Origin of the sequence: Metallosphaera sedula DSM 5348, assembly GCF_000016605.1 — an archaeon.
GTDB lineage: Archaea > Thermoproteota > Thermoprotei_A > Sulfolobales > Sulfolobaceae > Metallosphaera > Metallosphaera sedula.
In genome coordinates, this window is the sequence record NC_009440.1 from 1,822,965 (window position 1) to 1,839,667 (window position 16,703).

At 45.8% G+C, this 16,703-nt stretch carries 17 protein-coding genes, 1 tRNA gene and 1 pseudogene; 15 read left to right on the plus strand and 4 right to left on the minus strand.

Going from position 1 to position 16,703, the window contains the following annotated elements:
* The first annotated feature begins 66 nt into the window (after positions 1-66).
* The 10 genes and pseudogenes from MSED_RS09615 (at position 67) to MSED_RS09655 (ending at position 8,471) form a co-directional block, all read left to right on the plus strand.
* Complete coding sequence (locus tag MSED_RS09615; protein WP_225938834.1) at positions 67-939, plus strand: HesA/MoeB/ThiF family protein; 873 nt, start codon at positions 67-69, stop codon at positions 937-939.
* Between the two features lie 7 nt (positions 940-946).
* Positions 947-1,876, plus strand: coding sequence for a lysylphosphatidylglycerol synthase domain-containing protein (locus MSED_RS09620; protein WP_012021808.1), 930 nt, complete (start codon positions 947-949; stop codon positions 1,874-1,876).
* On the plus strand, positions 1,845-2,849 hold the full coding sequence (locus tag MSED_RS09625) for a hypothetical protein (RefSeq protein WP_012021809.1): 1,005 nt from the start codon (positions 1,845-1,847) through the stop codon (positions 2,847-2,849). Before MSED_RS09620 ends, MSED_RS09625 begins: the two co-directional genes overlap by 32 nt.
* A complete protein-coding gene (locus tag MSED_RS09630; RefSeq protein WP_012021810.1) occupies positions 2,827-3,081 on the plus strand; it encodes a KEOPS complex subunit Pcc1 in 255 nt (84 codons plus the stop codon). Before MSED_RS09625 ends, MSED_RS09630 begins: the two co-directional genes overlap by 23 nt.
* 263 nt (positions 3,082-3,344) lie before the next feature.
* Positions 3,345-5,483, plus strand: coding sequence for an FMN-binding glutamate synthase family protein (locus MSED_RS09635; RefSeq protein WP_012021811.1), 2,139 nt, complete (start codon positions 3,345-3,347; stop codon positions 5,481-5,483).
* Positions 5,480-7,420, plus strand: a complete 1,941-nt coding sequence (locus MSED_RS09640) for a class II glutamine amidotransferase (protein WP_012021812.1) — start codon at positions 5,480-5,482, stop codon at positions 7,418-7,420. Before MSED_RS09635 ends, MSED_RS09640 begins: the two co-directional genes overlap by 4 nt.
* A 110-nt stretch (positions 7,421-7,530) precedes the next feature.
* Positions 7,531-7,608: transfer RNA gene (locus MSED_RS09645), tRNA-Gly, on the plus strand.
* A 54-nt stretch (positions 7,609-7,662) separates the two neighbouring features.
* Positions 7,663-7,728, plus strand: a pseudogene (locus tag MSED_RS12595) (hypothetical protein); the annotation flags it as partial.
* A 9-nt stretch (positions 7,729-7,737) separates the two neighbouring features.
* Complete coding sequence (locus MSED_RS09650) at positions 7,738-8,115, plus strand: hypothetical protein (RefSeq protein ID WP_048060159.1); 378 nt, start codon at positions 7,738-7,740, stop codon at positions 8,113-8,115.
* A 23-nt stretch (positions 8,116-8,138) separates the two neighbouring features.
* Entirely contained in the window at positions 8,139-8,471 is a 333-nt protein-coding gene (locus MSED_RS09655; protein WP_048060160.1) for a hypothetical protein, read from the plus strand.
* 77 nt (positions 8,472-8,548) lie between these two features.
* Here MSED_RS09655 and MSED_RS09660 read toward each other — a convergent pair whose 3' ends face one another.
* The 3 genes from MSED_RS09660 to MSED_RS09675 form a co-directional block, all read right to left on the minus strand.
* Positions 8,549-8,839, minus strand: coding sequence for a hypothetical protein (locus MSED_RS09660; RefSeq protein ID WP_048060161.1), 291 nt, complete (start codon positions 8,837-8,839; stop codon positions 8,549-8,551).
* 487 nt (positions 8,840-9,326) lie between these two features.
* Positions 9,327-9,554, minus strand: coding sequence for a sulfurtransferase TusA family protein (locus MSED_RS09670; protein WP_012021814.1), 228 nt, complete (start codon positions 9,552-9,554; stop codon positions 9,327-9,329).
* 90 nt (positions 9,555-9,644) lie between these two features.
* Positions 9,645-11,513 carry a hypothetical protein gene (locus MSED_RS09675; protein ID WP_012021815.1) on the minus strand — a complete coding sequence of 623 codons (1,869 nt, stop codon included), beginning with the start codon at positions 11,511-11,513 and terminating at the stop codon, positions 9,645-9,647.
* 309 nt (positions 11,514-11,822) lie between these two features.
* Between MSED_RS09675 and MSED_RS09680 the strand changes: the two genes are divergently transcribed.
* The 3 genes from MSED_RS09680 to MSED_RS09690 are packed head-to-tail and all read left to right on the plus strand — an operon-like array spanning position 11,823 to position 14,247.
* Positions 11,823-12,455, plus strand: a complete 633-nt coding sequence (locus MSED_RS09680; RefSeq protein WP_012021816.1) for a superoxide dismutase — start codon at positions 11,823-11,825, stop codon at positions 12,453-12,455.
* A 38-nt stretch (positions 12,456-12,493) separates the two neighbouring features.
* Positions 12,494-13,567, plus strand: a complete 1,074-nt coding sequence (locus MSED_RS09685; RefSeq protein WP_012021817.1) for a sugar phosphate nucleotidyltransferase — start codon at positions 12,494-12,496, stop codon at positions 13,565-13,567.
* Positions 13,564-14,247: a DUF364 domain-containing protein gene (locus tag MSED_RS09690; RefSeq protein ID WP_012021818.1), complete on the plus strand. Its 684-nt coding sequence runs from the start codon at positions 13,564-13,566 to the stop codon at positions 14,245-14,247. The genes MSED_RS09685 and MSED_RS09690 overlap by 4 nt, the downstream gene beginning before the upstream one ends.
* On the opposite strand, the gene MSED_RS09695 is transcribed toward MSED_RS09690, so the two are convergent.
* Positions 14,244-15,380, minus strand: coding sequence for a hypothetical protein (locus tag MSED_RS09695; RefSeq protein WP_012021819.1), 1,137 nt, complete (start codon positions 15,378-15,380; stop codon positions 14,244-14,246). The genes MSED_RS09690 and MSED_RS09695 overlap by 4 nt on opposite strands.
* Positions 15,381-15,424: 44 nt before the next feature.
* Here MSED_RS09695 and MSED_RS09700 point away from each other — a divergent pair, with 44 nt between their 5' ends.
* A complete protein-coding gene (locus MSED_RS09700) occupies positions 15,425-15,760 on the plus strand; it encodes a DUF2175 domain-containing protein (protein ID WP_048060163.1) in 336 nt (111 codons plus the stop codon).
* Between the two features lie 88 nt (positions 15,761-15,848).
* The gene (gene thyX, locus MSED_RS09705; RefSeq protein ID WP_012021821.1) at positions 15,849-16,613 is read left to right on the plus strand and encodes an FAD-dependent thymidylate synthase; all 765 of its coding nucleotides are present in this window, start codon (positions 15,849-15,851) and stop codon (positions 16,611-16,613) included.
* Positions 16,614-16,703 lie beyond the last annotated feature (90 nt).

Sequence of the window (16,703 nt, forward strand, 5' to 3'; positions counted from 1 at the left end):
CATTGTGAGGACTTTCGTGTAGGTCTTACAGTCAGAGTTTTATGAGTATGTGGAAAATGGAATCAGGTGGATCCACTGAGTAACCTTGAGATGTTCACCAGGCAATTGCTAGTTCTGGGCCCTGAGGCTCAGGAGAAGTTGTCCTCCCTTGACGTGTTGGTCGCTGGCTGTGGGGCCCTGGGAACTGCCATACTCGAGTTGCTAGTTAGGTTAGGGGTAGGAAGGATCGCCGTAGTGGACGCGGATGTGATTGAGACCTCGAACCTGCATAGAACTCACCTCTTTACCCTGTCGGACGTTGGAAAACCTAAGGCTCTCGTCTGCGCCCAGAGGGCCATGGAAATAGGCAGTGGATCCAAGGTTACCCCAATCCTGGACATAGTGGACGAGACAAACGCGGAGTCCCTAGTTAAGGGAAGGGACTTCGTCTTTGATGCACTAGATAACGTTAACCCAAGGCTCATTCTCAATGACGCATGCGTGAAAAACGGAGTCCCCTTGATTTACGGTGGAGTGACAGGGGAGTACGGCTCCGCAATGTTCGTGAGTCCGCGGGACACTCCCTGCCTATCCTGTTTCATGGAGCCCGTGGAACAGGCTGATGCGTGCGAAACCATGGGAACCACCGCTATGACCGTTTCCTTGGTAGCTAACCTCCAGGTTCAAATGATGCTTAACGCCATCCGGGGAGATATTCCGCGCGGGCTTTACTACGTGGACGCCAGGTCTCTCACCCTTCAGGCTGTGGATATGAAGAGAAATCCATCGTGCGAGGCCTGCTCCCTAGGGGAGTACAGGTACCTCAAGGGGATAAGGATGAACTGTGGACTAGTCAGGGTTAATGAGAGACCCCCTGCGGGACCACGGCCTTACCTGAAGAGGACACCAGACGGTCTACTCATCTGCTACGAAAATTGTTTTAAGAAGATAGGGAGATAAAGAGGAGATGGAGAAAAAACTACTGATCGCAGTACTGATACCACCTGCTGTAATTATCGCTTATTCGCTCTATTTTCATATTGACTTCGTGAATGTGCTAAAAACCATGGATCCTGTGCTCCTTGCTCTCTTCGTGGCAACCTACCTGGTGCAACTCCTGATCCTCGCAATACGCGATTCTAGGATCACCAAGGTACCTTACTTCACCGCGTTCAAGGCCAGGTTGCTGGGTAACGCTGTTGGGCTAGTAATTCCAGGATGGGCAGGCCAAGACTTGGCGAGAGCCTCAGTATATTCCAGGTATAACCAAGACCTGGTTAAGTCCTTCGCCCTTTCCCTATCTGAGGCCTTCTATGACGTCGTGATAGGCTCCCTCATGTTTCTGGTACTAGTAGAGATAAGGGCCTCTCCTGTGGACTTCATCTATATCCTTGCCACCCTAGGTAACGTAGTGGGGTGGGTCGCGGGAACAGGATACGTGATCTTCACCTCTAAGAAGGTGGTGAAGGCAGAGGAGAGATTGATCAAGCTCATGAGACTTGAGAACTACTACTCCCTTCTTCAAAAGGGAAAGGACATGGTTAAGGAGGCAACAACTAAGGAGGCCTTGATCGTGAATTCGCTCCTCACTCTTCTAGGCTACCTGGTTCAGTCAGTTGCATTTTACTACATAGTCCCCTCTTTTCCTCTAGATGTTCTAGTTAACATGACCTACTTTGCAGCTTCCCTAATTCCAGTGCCGGCCAGTTCAGGTTTCGCTGAATTGGGGCTCTCGATCTACTTCATTCCGAGGGTTGTGGTGGCGCTTAGAATCTTGGAACTCATAGATTACTCCCTCGGTTTCCTCCTCATAAGGGAGATAAGCCTTAAAGACCTTAAAAGGCAATTTGATGAGATTAGATCATATGGAAAACTTTCTGAGAGACCCAGCTCCTGAGGAGGCATCCAGATTAATCCCCTCGATCTACTCAAGAAGAAGCTTATGTATTAGGGGACCTTTTGACCCTGATTTCGCCATTTTCTCTTCCTTGATCTCTAAGTACTTCAAGGGAGAGATTGGGGTGAGCTTTTCGTCCTCGTGCGACGTTACCTTAGAGAAGAGGGATACTGGTAGCTTCTTGATGTTGAATGGAAACGAAGTTTACGTTGGCTTCTCCTCATTCACGTCTCTTCTTCCCTTGACTATTGACGACCTTGTTCCCATGTTGGCCGGGATCTCCTCAGACTTGATCCTATACAGGAGGAGGCCGAGCCCCTGGGAGGAGAACTTACTCACCAAGGCTCAGGATCTGGGAGTTACGGAGGAGAAGTCCCTGAAAATCCCAGGTTACAGGGAAATCCCACTGTTCCTTTCCCTTTCCTATTCCCTTGACCCCTACATTCCCGAGATCTCAGGTAACAGAGAAAATTCCCTGAAGTTGGTTAAGGACATCGGGGGAAACGAGTTCACAAAGCTGGGAGAACTCGACGAGTCGCAGTTGAACACCCTCGTATTTAGGCTGATCTCTCTCCTGGTGAAGTTGAACCCCAAGATTGACAGGGACGAACTGGTGGTGAAGAGGTACTTCTTTCACAGCTACGATTTTCTAGAGTTAGGTCTCGTGTCCATATACCTTTTGGATAAACTCGGTTATCCCGGACTTTTCGATTTGGCACTTAACCCTTCCCTTTTCGGTGCATCCCTGGAGCTCTACAGGGAAAGCCTCAGCCACGGTTTCTCGCTGGATGTGGTTGAGGAGAAGAATCGTTACCTAGTTAATACTTCCCTGGGTTCCCCAATGCTGGCTCATGTTATACTTAGGCAACTTGGTAAGAAGGGAAAGCCAGTGTATGTTAATGATGGGAACAGGGTTTTTACCTCTAGGTTCTTTGGAAATATGGAGGAAGTTGATTCAAAGGATAAGGCTTGAAATTTCCACGGAGAATCCGAGCGAGATACTTAACGCAATTCAGGTTGATAACGTGGAACTGCCAGAGGGAATGACCATTAAGATGAAGGAGAACGAAAAAGGTGTTGAAATAATTGTGGAAATGAGGTACACCGATCCAAGGTCAATACTCACCCTCAGGAACACGGTGGATGAGATATTGGAACACGTGGAAATGTTGGAGAGGGTTCTGAAGAGCGATTCGAAGTTATAACGATTTTCAGGCTTATTTTCAGGATAGATAGCACGGTTTGATAATTAAAAACTTCCAATTGTTTAAGGAGACTAACAAGAAATCTTTTACCCAAACCGGAGTACTAGATGTCTAATACGAAGTAACCATGCGTAATGTAGAAACATAGAAATTATTGTTACGTCAACTTATAACTATCACCACGATATTTCGAACTTATATATTACGTGAAATCTGCATGAACAAATAAATAAGAATCTCAGTAAACGTGATTTTGCGATCTCATGCTCATAATAAACAAGTATTTACCAATCCCTAAACAGACGGACTCGGAGTTTTGGACAATAGACAGGCTAGAGCATATAAGGCAACTTGCACTTACAGGTGAACCGTATCAGATCTTCACCAGCAGAAGGAACAATTTGAGGATACTGGACAGGGTTGAGTTTAGGGTCGCTGAGACCAAGATAACAAGGGAGCCCTCAGCAGACACCAGGGTCTCCTTCAGCGGAATATCTATGTCCTCACCCCTATACCTAGGCGACATGTCGTACGGAGCCCTCAGTGGAACCCCTAACATTGCCATTGCGGAGGCGGCTGACATCACAGGTACGCTCGCTGGAACCGGAGAGGGCGGACTTCATCCAGAGGTAGCGAAACACAAGAGAATATTTGTTCAATGGGCCTCAGCTAGGTTCGGGGTAGATGTTGACGTTCTAAACGCTGGGCTGGGGGTAGTAATAAAGATAGGCCAGGGGGCCAAGCCGGGGATTGGCGGACATTTACCCGGAAGTAAGGTAACCGAGCCGATTTCCAAGACCAGGAGGATCCCAGTTGGGATGGACGCGATCTCGCCAGCCCCACATCACGACATTTACTCCATAGAGGACCTGGGACAGAGAATTGAGGCGCTAAAGGAGTTAACGGGCAAGCCTGTCTTCGTAAAGGTAGCAGCGACTAACTACATACCCTACGTGGTCTCAGGAATTGCCAGGATGAAAGCGGACGGAGTCATAATTGACGGTCACGGAGCGGGAACAGGAGCCACTCCTGCAGTGATACGGGACAACGTTGGGATACCCATAGAGTTGGCTGTATCTTCGGCAGACTCTGTCCTAAAGAGGGAAGGTCTAAGGGACAACTTCACTATCATTGCTGCTGGAAGAGTGGGAGATGCAACAGACGCAGCGAAGCTGATTGCGCTAGGAGCAGACGTAGTGAGCGTTGGAACTGGAGCTTTGATTGCCATGGGTTGCGTCATGGTCCATAAGTGTCACATAGGGTCGTGTCCCACTGCACTAACTAACAAGATAGATGGCACGAGGATAATGGAGACCGAGTTTGGAACTAAGATGCTCGTCAACTTCGTGAGGGGATTCTCCCTGGAGCTTGCGAACATTCTAGATAACCTTAATCTGTCCTCTGTCTCACAACTTAAGGGTAGAAGGGATCTACTTTACGGTTATGGGCTATCCAGGGACACCCTGGAGATTCTTGGAATCCGGGGAGAGGTTGAGGAGCTGAACCCCAAGTTAGGTGAACTTTGGACCAGGAGAAGAAAGAACGCCCTTCATGACCTCATAAACAAGGGAGAGCCATCACTCACCAGCATGGGTAGCACCGCACCACCTGACGTTGAGAAACCAGCTAGGATCCTCGACTGGCTTAGGTCCGACGGCGCACAGGTTACCAGGCCGTCCATTGACCCCTATAGGGAGGATATTGATACTAGTTTCCTTCTTAAGGGAGGTGAGCTTTACCTGTCACTGCCCGTAATTTTTGACGTGAGCAACTTACCGTTGGAGTATACTCAGGCCTTTGCCTGGGCTTCACTTGCCCTGGGAACCCTGGTCTTCTCAGTGGAGACCATTCGTCAATTTGAGGAAGTCTCGCTTTCCTCAGACGGAAAGGGAATTGCTACCTGGTCCACGAAACCCTCACTGGGCAACTACTTCATCCCGGAAGACCTCGAGGAGATGGAGGAACTGGCTAATGAGGGTGAGGTCCCGGGTTTCATCCTAGATGAGGATATCATGGGGGAGGACATAGAGCTTGTGATATCGGATGCGGACCTCAGGCTTAAGGAAGCTGGAGTAAGGAATAGGTATGACCTAATAGCCAAGTCCTCAAGGCTCAGGGACTCCTCGGACGTGTTCAAGCTTGTGGCCCTTGGCGCAGATTCCGTGATCATGCCCTACAGCGTTCTCGAGGTGGCCATAGGAGAAGGAAGTAAGGGAAACCTAAAGGAGAGAGCCTTTAACCTGATCTCGGGAATGAGGAAGGAGATCGCGCTGTTGGCTGGATCAGCGGGAATTTACAGCATTCAGTCAAGCTTAACTGGAAACAGGGAACTCCTGAGGGCGGTGAACCTGAACTCCTACGTCGCTAGGAGAATAAGAGTGAGGCAGGCTGGTTCGCTATGATCTCGCCATCGGGTTGTGGAGTTTTCGGGGTTCTGAGGAAACCACACGCCCCTAAGATACAGGGAGATTCCGTGGTAAGATCCATAGACGCTGTAAGCTATAGGGGAAGCGATAAGGGGGCAGGGTTTGCTGTATTTAACCTGGAGGAGGGCAACTACTACTACCTAAAGGCGTTCTTCCTAGATGACCCCGGAAAGATGAGGATAGCGATGGAGAGCCAAGGTCTTCAGGTGATAGAGGAGAGCATCGAGGCCGAGGATAGGGGGGTATGCAGTTGTAGCTATAAGGTTTCCATCGGGAACATAGCCCAGTTAAGGAAGGCAGTGAGGAACCTCAACGAGATGCTATGGCCAGAGAGGAAGGGTAGGATATACAGCATGGGTAAATCCCTTCAGGTGTTCAAGGGAGTCGGCTATCCCAAGGATATAGCCAAGATATATGACGTAAACAAGTACGAGGGAGATATGTGGTTGGCCCACACAAGACAGCCAACCAACTCCCCAGGTAGTTATCCCTATTGGTCTCACCCCTTCTCCTCCTTTGATGTGGCCATCGTTCACAACGGTGACGTTAGCTCCTTCGGTGCCAACCTGGAGTTCCTTCAATCCAGGGGATGGGGAGGTTTCGTGGGGACGGACAGTGAGGTCATGGCGTTCCTCTTCGAGGAGTTGATCAGCGAAGGTCTCACTGTGGAAGAAGTTGCAAAGATCCTGGTTAATCCTTCCAGGAGGACCAGTGCCATATCCCCGCATCATGATTACCTTTATAGGAACGCGAGACTCGATGGACCCTTCACTGCGGTGATTGGGTATGACTCTGGGGATGACCTATATCTTGTGGGTTTGGCCGATAGATCCAAGTTCAGGCCTGTGTTGATTGGCGAGGACGATTACTACTACTATATTGCGAGCGAGGAAAGTCAGATAAGACTCATGAGTCGCGAGGCGAGAGTTTGGACCCTCAGCCCCGGATCTTACTTCATTGCTTCCTTAAGGAAAGGGATACTTAGTCATGGGAGAGAGCTAGAGGAGATAAGGAATTTCTCTCCTCCTCCTACCTTTGTTTCCCCAAATTATGATATAGACGCTACTGCAATTGGTTACAAAGACCTGGACAAGGAAATTCTTAGGACTGGGAAGAAGGAGGTCAAGGTTGTAAACGTCCTGGGACACAGGTTCATTGGTATAAAGTTTCCCAGGGGAGGGCTTAAGGTCAGGTTATATGGGGTTGTGGGAAACGCAATGGCTAACCTCAACGAGAACAACGAATTCTACGTTTACGGTAACGTTGCAGACGACTGTTGTGACACCATGCATGGGGGAAAGGTGGTGATTACCGGGGACGCAAGGGACGTTCTCGCGCAAACTCTTCAGGGAGGGAAAGTTTTCGTTGGCGGAAATGCGGGCAACAGGGTCGGCATACAGATGCGTGAATACGCCAACAAGAGACCCTACCTGGTGATAGGTGGAAGGGTGGATGACTATCTTGGGGAATACATGGCAGGAGGGGTGATCATGGTTCTTGGAATGAGGGAGAAGGGTGAAAAAACGGGCAACTTCGTGGGAACAGGAATGGTTGGGGGAAAGATATACGTACGTGGTAGGGTAGACCCTGGAAGGATAGGGATGCAACCCAATAGGCTAGAGGTCATGAGACTTCTAAAGGCACTCGCCATGGAGGGTTACGTGCACGACGTGGACTATAACATGTCATATATTGACGTGATGAAAAAATTGGAGGGCGAAGCTAAGAAGTACGCCAAGAGGCTTTTCGAGGAAAAGGTGGGAATACCGACTTACGAGTACAGGGAGTTGAGTGACTCGGAGTTTAAGGAAGTTGAGCCTATCATAAGGGAGTACGATCAAGATCTAGGTACAAGAGCTACTGAACTTTTGAGCGAGAAATTCACCGTTATTTACCCGTCCAAGGAGAAATAAGTCAACGTGCTTAGCGTAGAAAAGCATAAATATTATCCTTCTCTTTACCTTTTTGCGAAGGGCCTGACACTGCTATGTAGCAGGGTGTGAAGGCCTTAAGCAATCCATGTGCGGCCGTAGTCTAGCCTGGTTAGGACGCTGGCCTTCCAAGCCAGAAGTCCCGGGTTCAAATCCCGGCGGTCGCACCATTCAGGATCCCATATACAATCTTAATTATATTAAGTTTCAATTATATTACCTAGGAGTTTAACAAGGTAAATGCAGCGTTAGACCATATTTGTAAAAAACATAATATCTGCGTGAGTTAGGTGAGCTCCATGGATAGGCTTAGACTGATGTGGCTCATCATAGTCGTCGGAAATATTGCAGACGTGATCATATCATGGTTTGGTTGGCCCACTGAACTTCGGAATACCGATATCTATATTTTTGATCATAATCTTGTTTTTAACATGTACATCAATTACATATTTGATTACGGTGGGGATAGCATATCCTTCTTTCAATTGTTGATCCTTCTTATCTCTCTTAAAATCCTACTAATCGTCATGATATACTGGTTTACTAAATTAGCGGATAAGCTAAGGGTAAGCCACATGAAGTGGGTTATGTTACTCCCATTCGTGTTGATAACATTAGGTGTAGATGTTTATGATGTCTTGTCCCTGACCAGCCTCGTTTTGGGCTCTTTATAAAATCTCTTAGTTTCCCCCCTTCAATGAAGTACAAATCCCCTATATCAATACCAATTCTAACATTATTTTCAATAACAATACTGGTGCCATCTGTTATTACTAATGCCGATACAGATTACCCTAACACATATGTAGTGGCATTCTATCCTGCCAACCCGCCAAGTAGTTACACAAGTTTTTCAACAATATTTGACGCACTGCCATTCATAAATACTGAGGGCTATAATTATACTGGATTAGTTATATCTGCGTTTCAATATGATAAAAATAGCATATATTATGGTAAAACTCTAGTAGGTTATTGGCTAACAGATGTAGGATATCAAGAAGGTATAACTACAAACAATTATCAGTAGGTCAAACATGCCAATATTCAGGACTTAAATCCATTTTTTAATTTATAAAGAATATTGCCAAAACGTTTTTTATTTCTTTAAGGGCAATCCTTTTTTAGGTGGCATAAAACAGTGACTACAACTACGATGTATCCAATAAATGGTACGCCTTTCGGGCCTGTGTACTTGCCGCCTGGGACGTTTATTCCGGCAAATAGTTCTTCAACAGTACTATTATCCCCACCCCCACCACCATGGTATATAGCCTTTTTGCCAGAAATCGTAATAGGAATAGTCGTAATAGGTGCCATATCCTTCTTAGTATTTAGAGGTAAGTTTAAGTTCTTAAGAAAGGCAAGGGGCTCTTTATAAATTTCCCCTTTTCCCACCTAGTGGTGACAACAATCAGATGCACGTATCGCTTGGGAATGCATGGCCTAATAATGGTGAATACGACTATTCCTATAACTTCTATCTGCCATCATCCGGTCTATCATTCACCGCACTATAAGGAATAACTTTTTCCCTTTTCTTTTTCCTATTCTCTTGATGACTGTATCTAACACGAGTTATTATAACATCACAAAAGTACCATTCCAACCTGGAAATATTAATGTAACAATAGGGCCAGACACTACCACGTTCATTGGCCCACCGGAACCCCTATGGGTTCAAACGATGCACACGATTATTTTCTTCGTTATTTTCTTCTTACCAGAAATAACTCTCGCATTAGCTATACTGAGTTTGATATTTACTTTCCGTAAATCACCAAAAGTGAAGGCAATAACAAGGTATTTCCCTAAGTTCAGGAGCAAGTCAAAGGGCTCTTTATAAATTTCCCCTTTCCCAGTCCAATGAAAAGAGAGTTGACAATTACCTTACTCTTCTAATGGTGATCTCGGCGTGATCCCCTACTACATCCCCCTTAAATAGATACCTAGGAGCATTCTTGAGAAGTTGATGTGTGCAAAGTATCCTGTCCTGATCAGCGACTAGCGAAAGTACATCTCCTGGTTTCATTGCAACTAATACCTTGGATATTTCAACCATGAATTCGTCGCATGATTTTCCCCTTAAATCTAACGAGAACGTCTGTGGCATAGGAAACTTATCTTAGAGTCCTTTTTAAATGTTGATAAAAATCGTTAACAAGCTCTCATAATTAAATGAAACTTTATAAAAAGAAAATAGTTACCGTTCTCCGCATACACTGTTTTCTTTTAATATTGCGGTTATCCCTATTCCCTTAAGCCAACTCACCACAAATCTTCCATACTTGGCATCAATACCTACTTCGTCTAGGCTGATACAGCCTTCCTCTGTTACCTTGGCTACTATCACATCCCTAAGTCCCTCAAGTAGTTGGAAGAGAGCTGAGACTGACTGGAAATCCGCTACTATCTCATCTATATCATTTATTACGCTAATGAAAGAGTACACTCTCCTTACTATCTCACATGTGGGAAGGTTTCCATTCACTGTGAAAGTTAAGTCCTCAATTACCTTTGCGTACTCCTTAGACTCGGGAAGTCCGATTTTTCTCAACTCATCCTTCCTAGAGGAAAGATACTCGAAGTACTTTTTCAGTAAGTTGACGTTCTCGTTAGAGAGGCTTACAATCTGACTTAGCTTGTCCATGGAGAACGTCTCAATTATGACCTGGTTAAGTTTACGTGAGAGAGCGATCTTTTCGTCACTAAATGGGTTCATCTTCAATTCCCTTACTGCATCCGCCTGCATGGCTAAGCATTCTTCCGCACTCCGTCTCATCGTCTCATTGCCAACAACTTCAGAGACCTTTTCCAATGACTTGAAGTCGGTAACCAACAGCCTCGTGTATTTTCCTCCCAGGGTTTTCTCTAAGCCTTCTACTATCTGGTTTATTCTACTCGTGGTTAGATACACGTTCCTGTCTATTGTGTTCAGTATCCTGATGACAGTGTTTACATCCTGCTCTGTGAGCCTTAGAGAGGGCGGTATCTGAATCTCCTCTGCGTTAACTCCAAGTTTCCTTATTCCGGTTACGACATTATTGTAATCTATAACTATCTTAAAGATCGCGTCATTGAGAGACTTATCTACGTTGTTTGATACTTCCAGAAAGTTTCTATATGCCTCGGCTATACATTCCGAAGTAGAGCAGGAGTTCATCTTGGCCATTTCAGCCTTGAGTTGGGACTCCATTTCGCTGAGTACTGTAATTAGCTCAACTGGCAGATTGGCTGACCCACCCTTAATGTTGTTAATCAACATGATCTTCTGTTCTACCTGTGAAATTACCTCATTTTTCTCCTTCTGAAGTATACTCTTAGCCTGGGATGAAGACATTAGGTGGTTCAGAGTGGCAGGAAGAGCATTCACAAGTAGGCCTAAAAGTGAAGCTATTATAGTATTGATCGAGAGAAATCCATACCCAAGGGCAAGTGCTATCCCTGGATAGAGAGGGATAATTCCTAGAACACTTAGTATGCTTCCCCTCGTAAAGAGTATGGAAGCTACAATAAGGAGAATGAAACCAACTATTGGATAAACGAGAGACACTGGCTCCGATAGTATGCCAGTATAATTCTCTACAGCCTTCAATACTAGAGAATATAGTACAGGTATGGCAGAGAGCACGTTACTTTTGGGATCTCTACCTTTTTCTGATATACCAGTGGCCACAAGGAAAGGAGAGATGAAAACCCCCAAAAGCGACTCTGAGGTTAAAAAGCCCTGAAGGGAGGTGAACTTTACCTCAACTATAATCGGTATAACGAATAGCAGGATCAACATAATCCCAAACGTCTCTATCGTCGTGGGAGTTATTGTGTTGGTCTGACCAAGAATCATCCCACTGAAATTGTAACTTACCACGTATAGTAGAGTTATGGCAGGGGCGAGAATGTAAGGTAAAAGCGCAGATAAGATGATGACGACTCCCTCCTCAAAATAGAAGAAAGAATGAAGGTTCAGTGCGTTGGAAATAAGGTAGAAGACGAAGGTATTTAGAATTGTTATGCCTATTCTTTCAACTATATCATTAAAAGTTACAGTGCTGAGCCCTAGAATTCTAAGCATAAGACCTTCTCTCTTTGCTAATACATTATTGATATAAATTTATTACGTGTGTAAAGATCACCTACATGAAGGGATAAAAAGGGACAATATTATCTCTGGGGTTGTATGGATGGGGATTCGGCGTTAATTAGATGGTCTGCATGGGGAATCCTCCTATTCTAGTGACAGGTATAATGATCAATTCCTAACCTTCAGGTAGAACATGTTCCCAAAAATTGAGAGCGTGATACGATTTTTATTAAATTCACTGATTAAACCTAAGAACCCATAAAAGGAAAAAATAAAAGTGATTAGCAAGTAAGTATTGCTATGAGTTCTTCCATATCTTTCAAAAAATTCGAATTGCCTCCACTACCCTATAAGGTAGATGCACTGGAACCATACATAAGTAAGGATATAATCGACGTTCACTATAACGGCCATCACAAGGGATATGTGACGGGAGCCAACACATTCATGGAAAGGTTCAACAAGGTTATAAAGGGAGAGCTACAGAGCGGGCAATACGACGTTCAGGGTCTAATGAGAGGAATAGTATTCAACATAAATGGTCATAAGCTTCACGCCTTGTATTGGGACAACATGGCCCCCGCTGGTAAGGGAGGCGGACAGCCAGGCGGTGCCCTCGCTGATCTCATTGTGAAGCAGTACGGGAGCTATGACAGGTTCAAGCAAGTTTTCACTGAGACTGCGAACTCGTTACCAGGCACAGGTTGGACTGTCCTTTACTACGACACTGAGAACGGTAACCTTGAGATCATGACCTTTGAGAACCACTTCATGAACCACATTGCAGAACTTCCGATCCTCCTGATCCTAGACGAGTTCGAACATGCCTACTACCTGCAATACAAGAACAAGAGGGCAGACTACGTAACTAACTGGTGGAACGTGGTAAACTGGGATTACGCTGAGAAGAAGTTGCAGAAATATCTCAAGTAAATCGATTCATTTATTTTCTTTCATCTATCAACAATATCATGGTTTCTGCTATTATTCTAGCTGGAGGATGGGCCACTAGGTTAAGGCCTTTGAGTTTGACAAAGCCAAAGTCCCTCTTTCCAGTTCTCGGGAAGCCTATAATTGATTATACGCTCGATGCACTAGAAAGGGCCGACATCAAGGACGTATATATCTCCTTAAGGGTAATGGCTGATAACATCATTAAACATGTGGAGAGGGGAGGGAAGAAGGTCACCTTTGTTGTGGAGGAGGAACCACTTGGCGACTTAGGACCCCTGAAATACATCTCTGAAAAATATACCTTAGACGACGAGGTTCTAGTGATCTACGGTGACGTGTACATGGAGGTGGACTTCAAGGAGATCCTCTCGCTTCACAGGAGTAATGAGTGCGGTGCAACTATCATGTCAGCTGAGGTGGAGGACCCCCAGAGGTACGGGGTCCTCTACACGGAGGGGGATAGGCTAATCCAGATCGTGGAGAAACCTTCGAACCCCCTTTCCAAACAGATTAATGCAGGAGTTTACGTCTTTGACAAGAAGCTTTTCTCGATAATAAACGGAAAGTCGATCGCAAGGCATTTCCTTCCCAAAGTCTTACAACAGAGTTGCGTCTCAGTTTATAGGTATCAGGGAGTTTGGGCAGACATCGGGATACCGGCGGATTATCTCAAGTTAAACTTTGATCTCCTGAGGAGGAAATATCCCCGTGGCTTTATCTCGGATAAGGCTAAGGTGAGCGAGAAAGCCGAGTTAACTCCTCCCTATTTTATAATGGAGGATGCAAAGGTGGGAGAGGTATACTTGGACTCTAACGCAATACTAGGAAAAGGTTCAGTAGTGGGCAATGGATCATACGTAGGGGAGAGTCTACTCATGGATAGGGTTGTGGTAGGAGAGAACTCATTTCTGAAGAACGTTATCGTGGGAGACAATAGTAAGATAGGGAAATGGAACCACATCAGGGAGAGGACTATCCTAGGAGAGGAAGTAGTTACGGGAGATGGAGTACTTCTAAATAGGGGAACAATAATCTTACCATATAAGGAAGTCTCAGATCCAGTTTACAAGGAGGGCAAGATAATTCTATGATATTATCCGAAATGTTGGAGGAACTCTCATACGAGCTCAAGAGGAGGAGGGTAGTAAACCTATGCGTAGGTCCCTCCTACACCGGAGTTCTCCTTGATGATCAGAGCATGGGCATCTCAATTACCTTGACCGACGGAGAAGTGGAAGAGGCAGGGGAGTTACAGGGAAAGAGCGCCTATGACGTCGCAAATAATTTTGACTCTCCCATGAGGAGGAGCATCTCCACCGCGGTCATGAATGCGTTAAGTCCTGCTGATCTTAGAAGCGGAGACCCACTTCAGCTATTTCAAGGAGGAAAACTGTGCATGTTTGGCTATTCTCCCCAGGTTAAGGTTGAGGGATTCACCGAGGTAGTCTCGTATGATTTCTCTCCCCAACCGGTTCCCGGAAGTAGACCCTTCTCTGAGTTTAGGGGTGAGGTATGTACCACAGCAGTGATCTTCGGCTCGTCATTAGTTCTGAACAACATCGAGAAGATCATCAAGAACGTTAAGGCAGACCACCTTATTATGAACGGGGCCTCGTCAGTGATGGCGTTGGGAACTCTCAAGAAGTATGGGTTTGAGGCAGTTGGAAAGCTCGTACCGGTGGACAGGAACAGAGCCTTCAGGACAATCTGCGAAGGTGGAAACGCGAGGCAGCTAGCGAGATTCCTGGAAAGAGTTCACGTAACTCTCTAGTCCTCTAGGCCAAGACCACTAAATTCCTCTAGTTTTTCTGCGCATTTGTCCCCTTGCTTGAACCTGCAGTTCACTCCCTTGTTCAACATGACCCTCACGTCCTCATAGTTTCCAGGTATTGAGGTTAGGATTCCATGGTTAAGCCTGAGAAGGGAGTGGGCAATTCTTGCGCTTACCCCAAGAAAGTCACTCCTGACACTGGCTATCCCCAATGCCTTGATCGCCATCTTTCTGGTTTCCTCATCTCCTGTGGCTTGCCAAAGGGCAGAGAGGAAGATCGCAATCTCAGCGTTGGCAAGTGGCTCCAGATATGTTATTGAGGTCAAAGGATCCTTAGGAACGGTATCCCTGAATCCCTTTTCGGTCTCAAGCTCCCGTTTCACGTAATCTCTAATCTTGATTGCCTGTTCCAGGTACTCATCCTTCCCTTCCCTAAGGTAACTCATTAGGAACGCATATCCCACAATAGCCTCATCTATCAGGAGTCCCCAATTCTCCTTTTTGGAACTCCTGAAAACCTTTCCATCCTTCACGTACTCCTCTAATTTTGAGGGCTCTCCCTTAATCGTTTTCACTGCCTCATAAATGGCGAACTCTCCCTTTAGATCTCCGCCTCCTAGAAGATAGGATGCAACCTCGTCCATTGGTGACAGGAATTTCTCGATCGTGGAATATCTTTTCTCGACCCTGGAGATAGTCTTTATCATCTCTATTACCCTGAAGTCAGCTTTCTGTTGATCTATTACCTTGTTCACAGTATCGAAGATTGAGGCCTCGGAGGGCTCCAATGGCTCAGGTGTGTACTCGGGTATCTTGACGGGGCGAATTTTCTTGGTTTCGAAGGAGTTAAGCATGTCCTTTAGGGAAGTCATCATGTAATCCACGTTATTGGACTCAATTATCCCTACCAGTTCAATGTTGGGCGTAAGCACCGATAGACAGGGTATAACGCCTCGCGTTATCCTTATGAGATAGTCTGGGTACTCCTCTGGATCAACCTTGAGTATCATGACCCTTCTCTCCAGTGCCGTTCCCTTAATCTTCCCTGAAATTGTGTCCTCCTTGTTCAGAAGAACGCCAATCAACTTACCGTAGAACTTAGCGTCCGAAAGTAACCTATCGTTTAACACCATGACCTACCGTAACTTTTATTTTAATTTAAAATGTATCTATGCAGATGAGCAGACCGGAAACCAAGTGGACGTGCGATATCTGTAAAAACAAGATATACTGGGATGAGCTTTTTACCTTCACGAGCAAGAAAGCAGTCGTTCACTACACCTGTTTCAGGGATAAGGCCTCGAAGACAGCTAAGATAGAGCCAGCTCAACTGGAGATAGTTCTTGACATGCTTGAGGACGAGCTAAGGGATATCACGATTTACAAGCAGAAGATTAACGTGGTAAAGGAAGAGGAGATAAAGAAGGTATTAGAGCAGGCAGAGAAGGATGCAGAGAAGAATTCAGCACTACTCACTAGGGTTGTGGAGAAGTTTAGCGGAGTGACTGAGTGAGAAAGTCATATCTAAATGGATTCTTTAAAGGTAGTACCTGGTATCAGGGAATAATATCTATTTCTTTTCTAGATAGATAATAGGTCAAATGATAAGTAGGGCCCTTCCATTTAAAGTAAGGTTGGTGGCGTACAACCCACAGGGAGAGAAAGTTGTTGCGATAGCAGCTAAAATGAGCAGGTCGAGACACGGCTGGGAGCACCACGAGGACATGTCTCAAGAGGAGATTGAAACGTGGATTCGTGATTCAATCATCCACGGATACTGGTCAGTTCTGGAGCACTCGGTCTACACTTTCTCCATAGAGGGCATATCTAGGGTAGCCTCACACCAATTTGTGAGGCATAGGATAGCATCCTACACCCAGATGTCGCATCGTTTCGCTAAGCCAAAGGACGAATTCTATAGGCCCGTTGTACCACCTAGCTTCAAGTCACCCGAGGCATTCGAAAAGGTATACCAGGAGTACCTTCGTGTCCTAGAGTCGGGGGTACCTGAGGAAGACGCTAGGTATGTCCTACCAAACGGCGTCAACACTAACCTAGTGGTTACGATGAACGCAAGGGAGCTCTACAACTTCTTTGGACTCAGGTTATGTACTAGGGCACAGTGGGAGATTAGGGCAGTGGCCTGGCTCATGCTGGACGAGGTGAAGAAGGTCCACCCCCTGCTCTTTAAGTTCGCAGGGCCCAATTGCATTCTTCACGAAAACTTCGTGAGGCCTGAGGACGATCCCGTTACCCTTGACCAGGAGAAGGAGCTGGTCTCATCGAGATGCATCGAGGGAGTCCCGAGAAACGGAGTCTGGAAGTGTATAAGAAACTCTCGCATGATTCTAGAAAAAATAAAGTAAACCTACATCTGCACAATTCTAGTTTTTTAAAATATATAAGCATAGTTCGATTGTCAAAAGCAAATATTTTATACTCCTTCTAGTCTATCT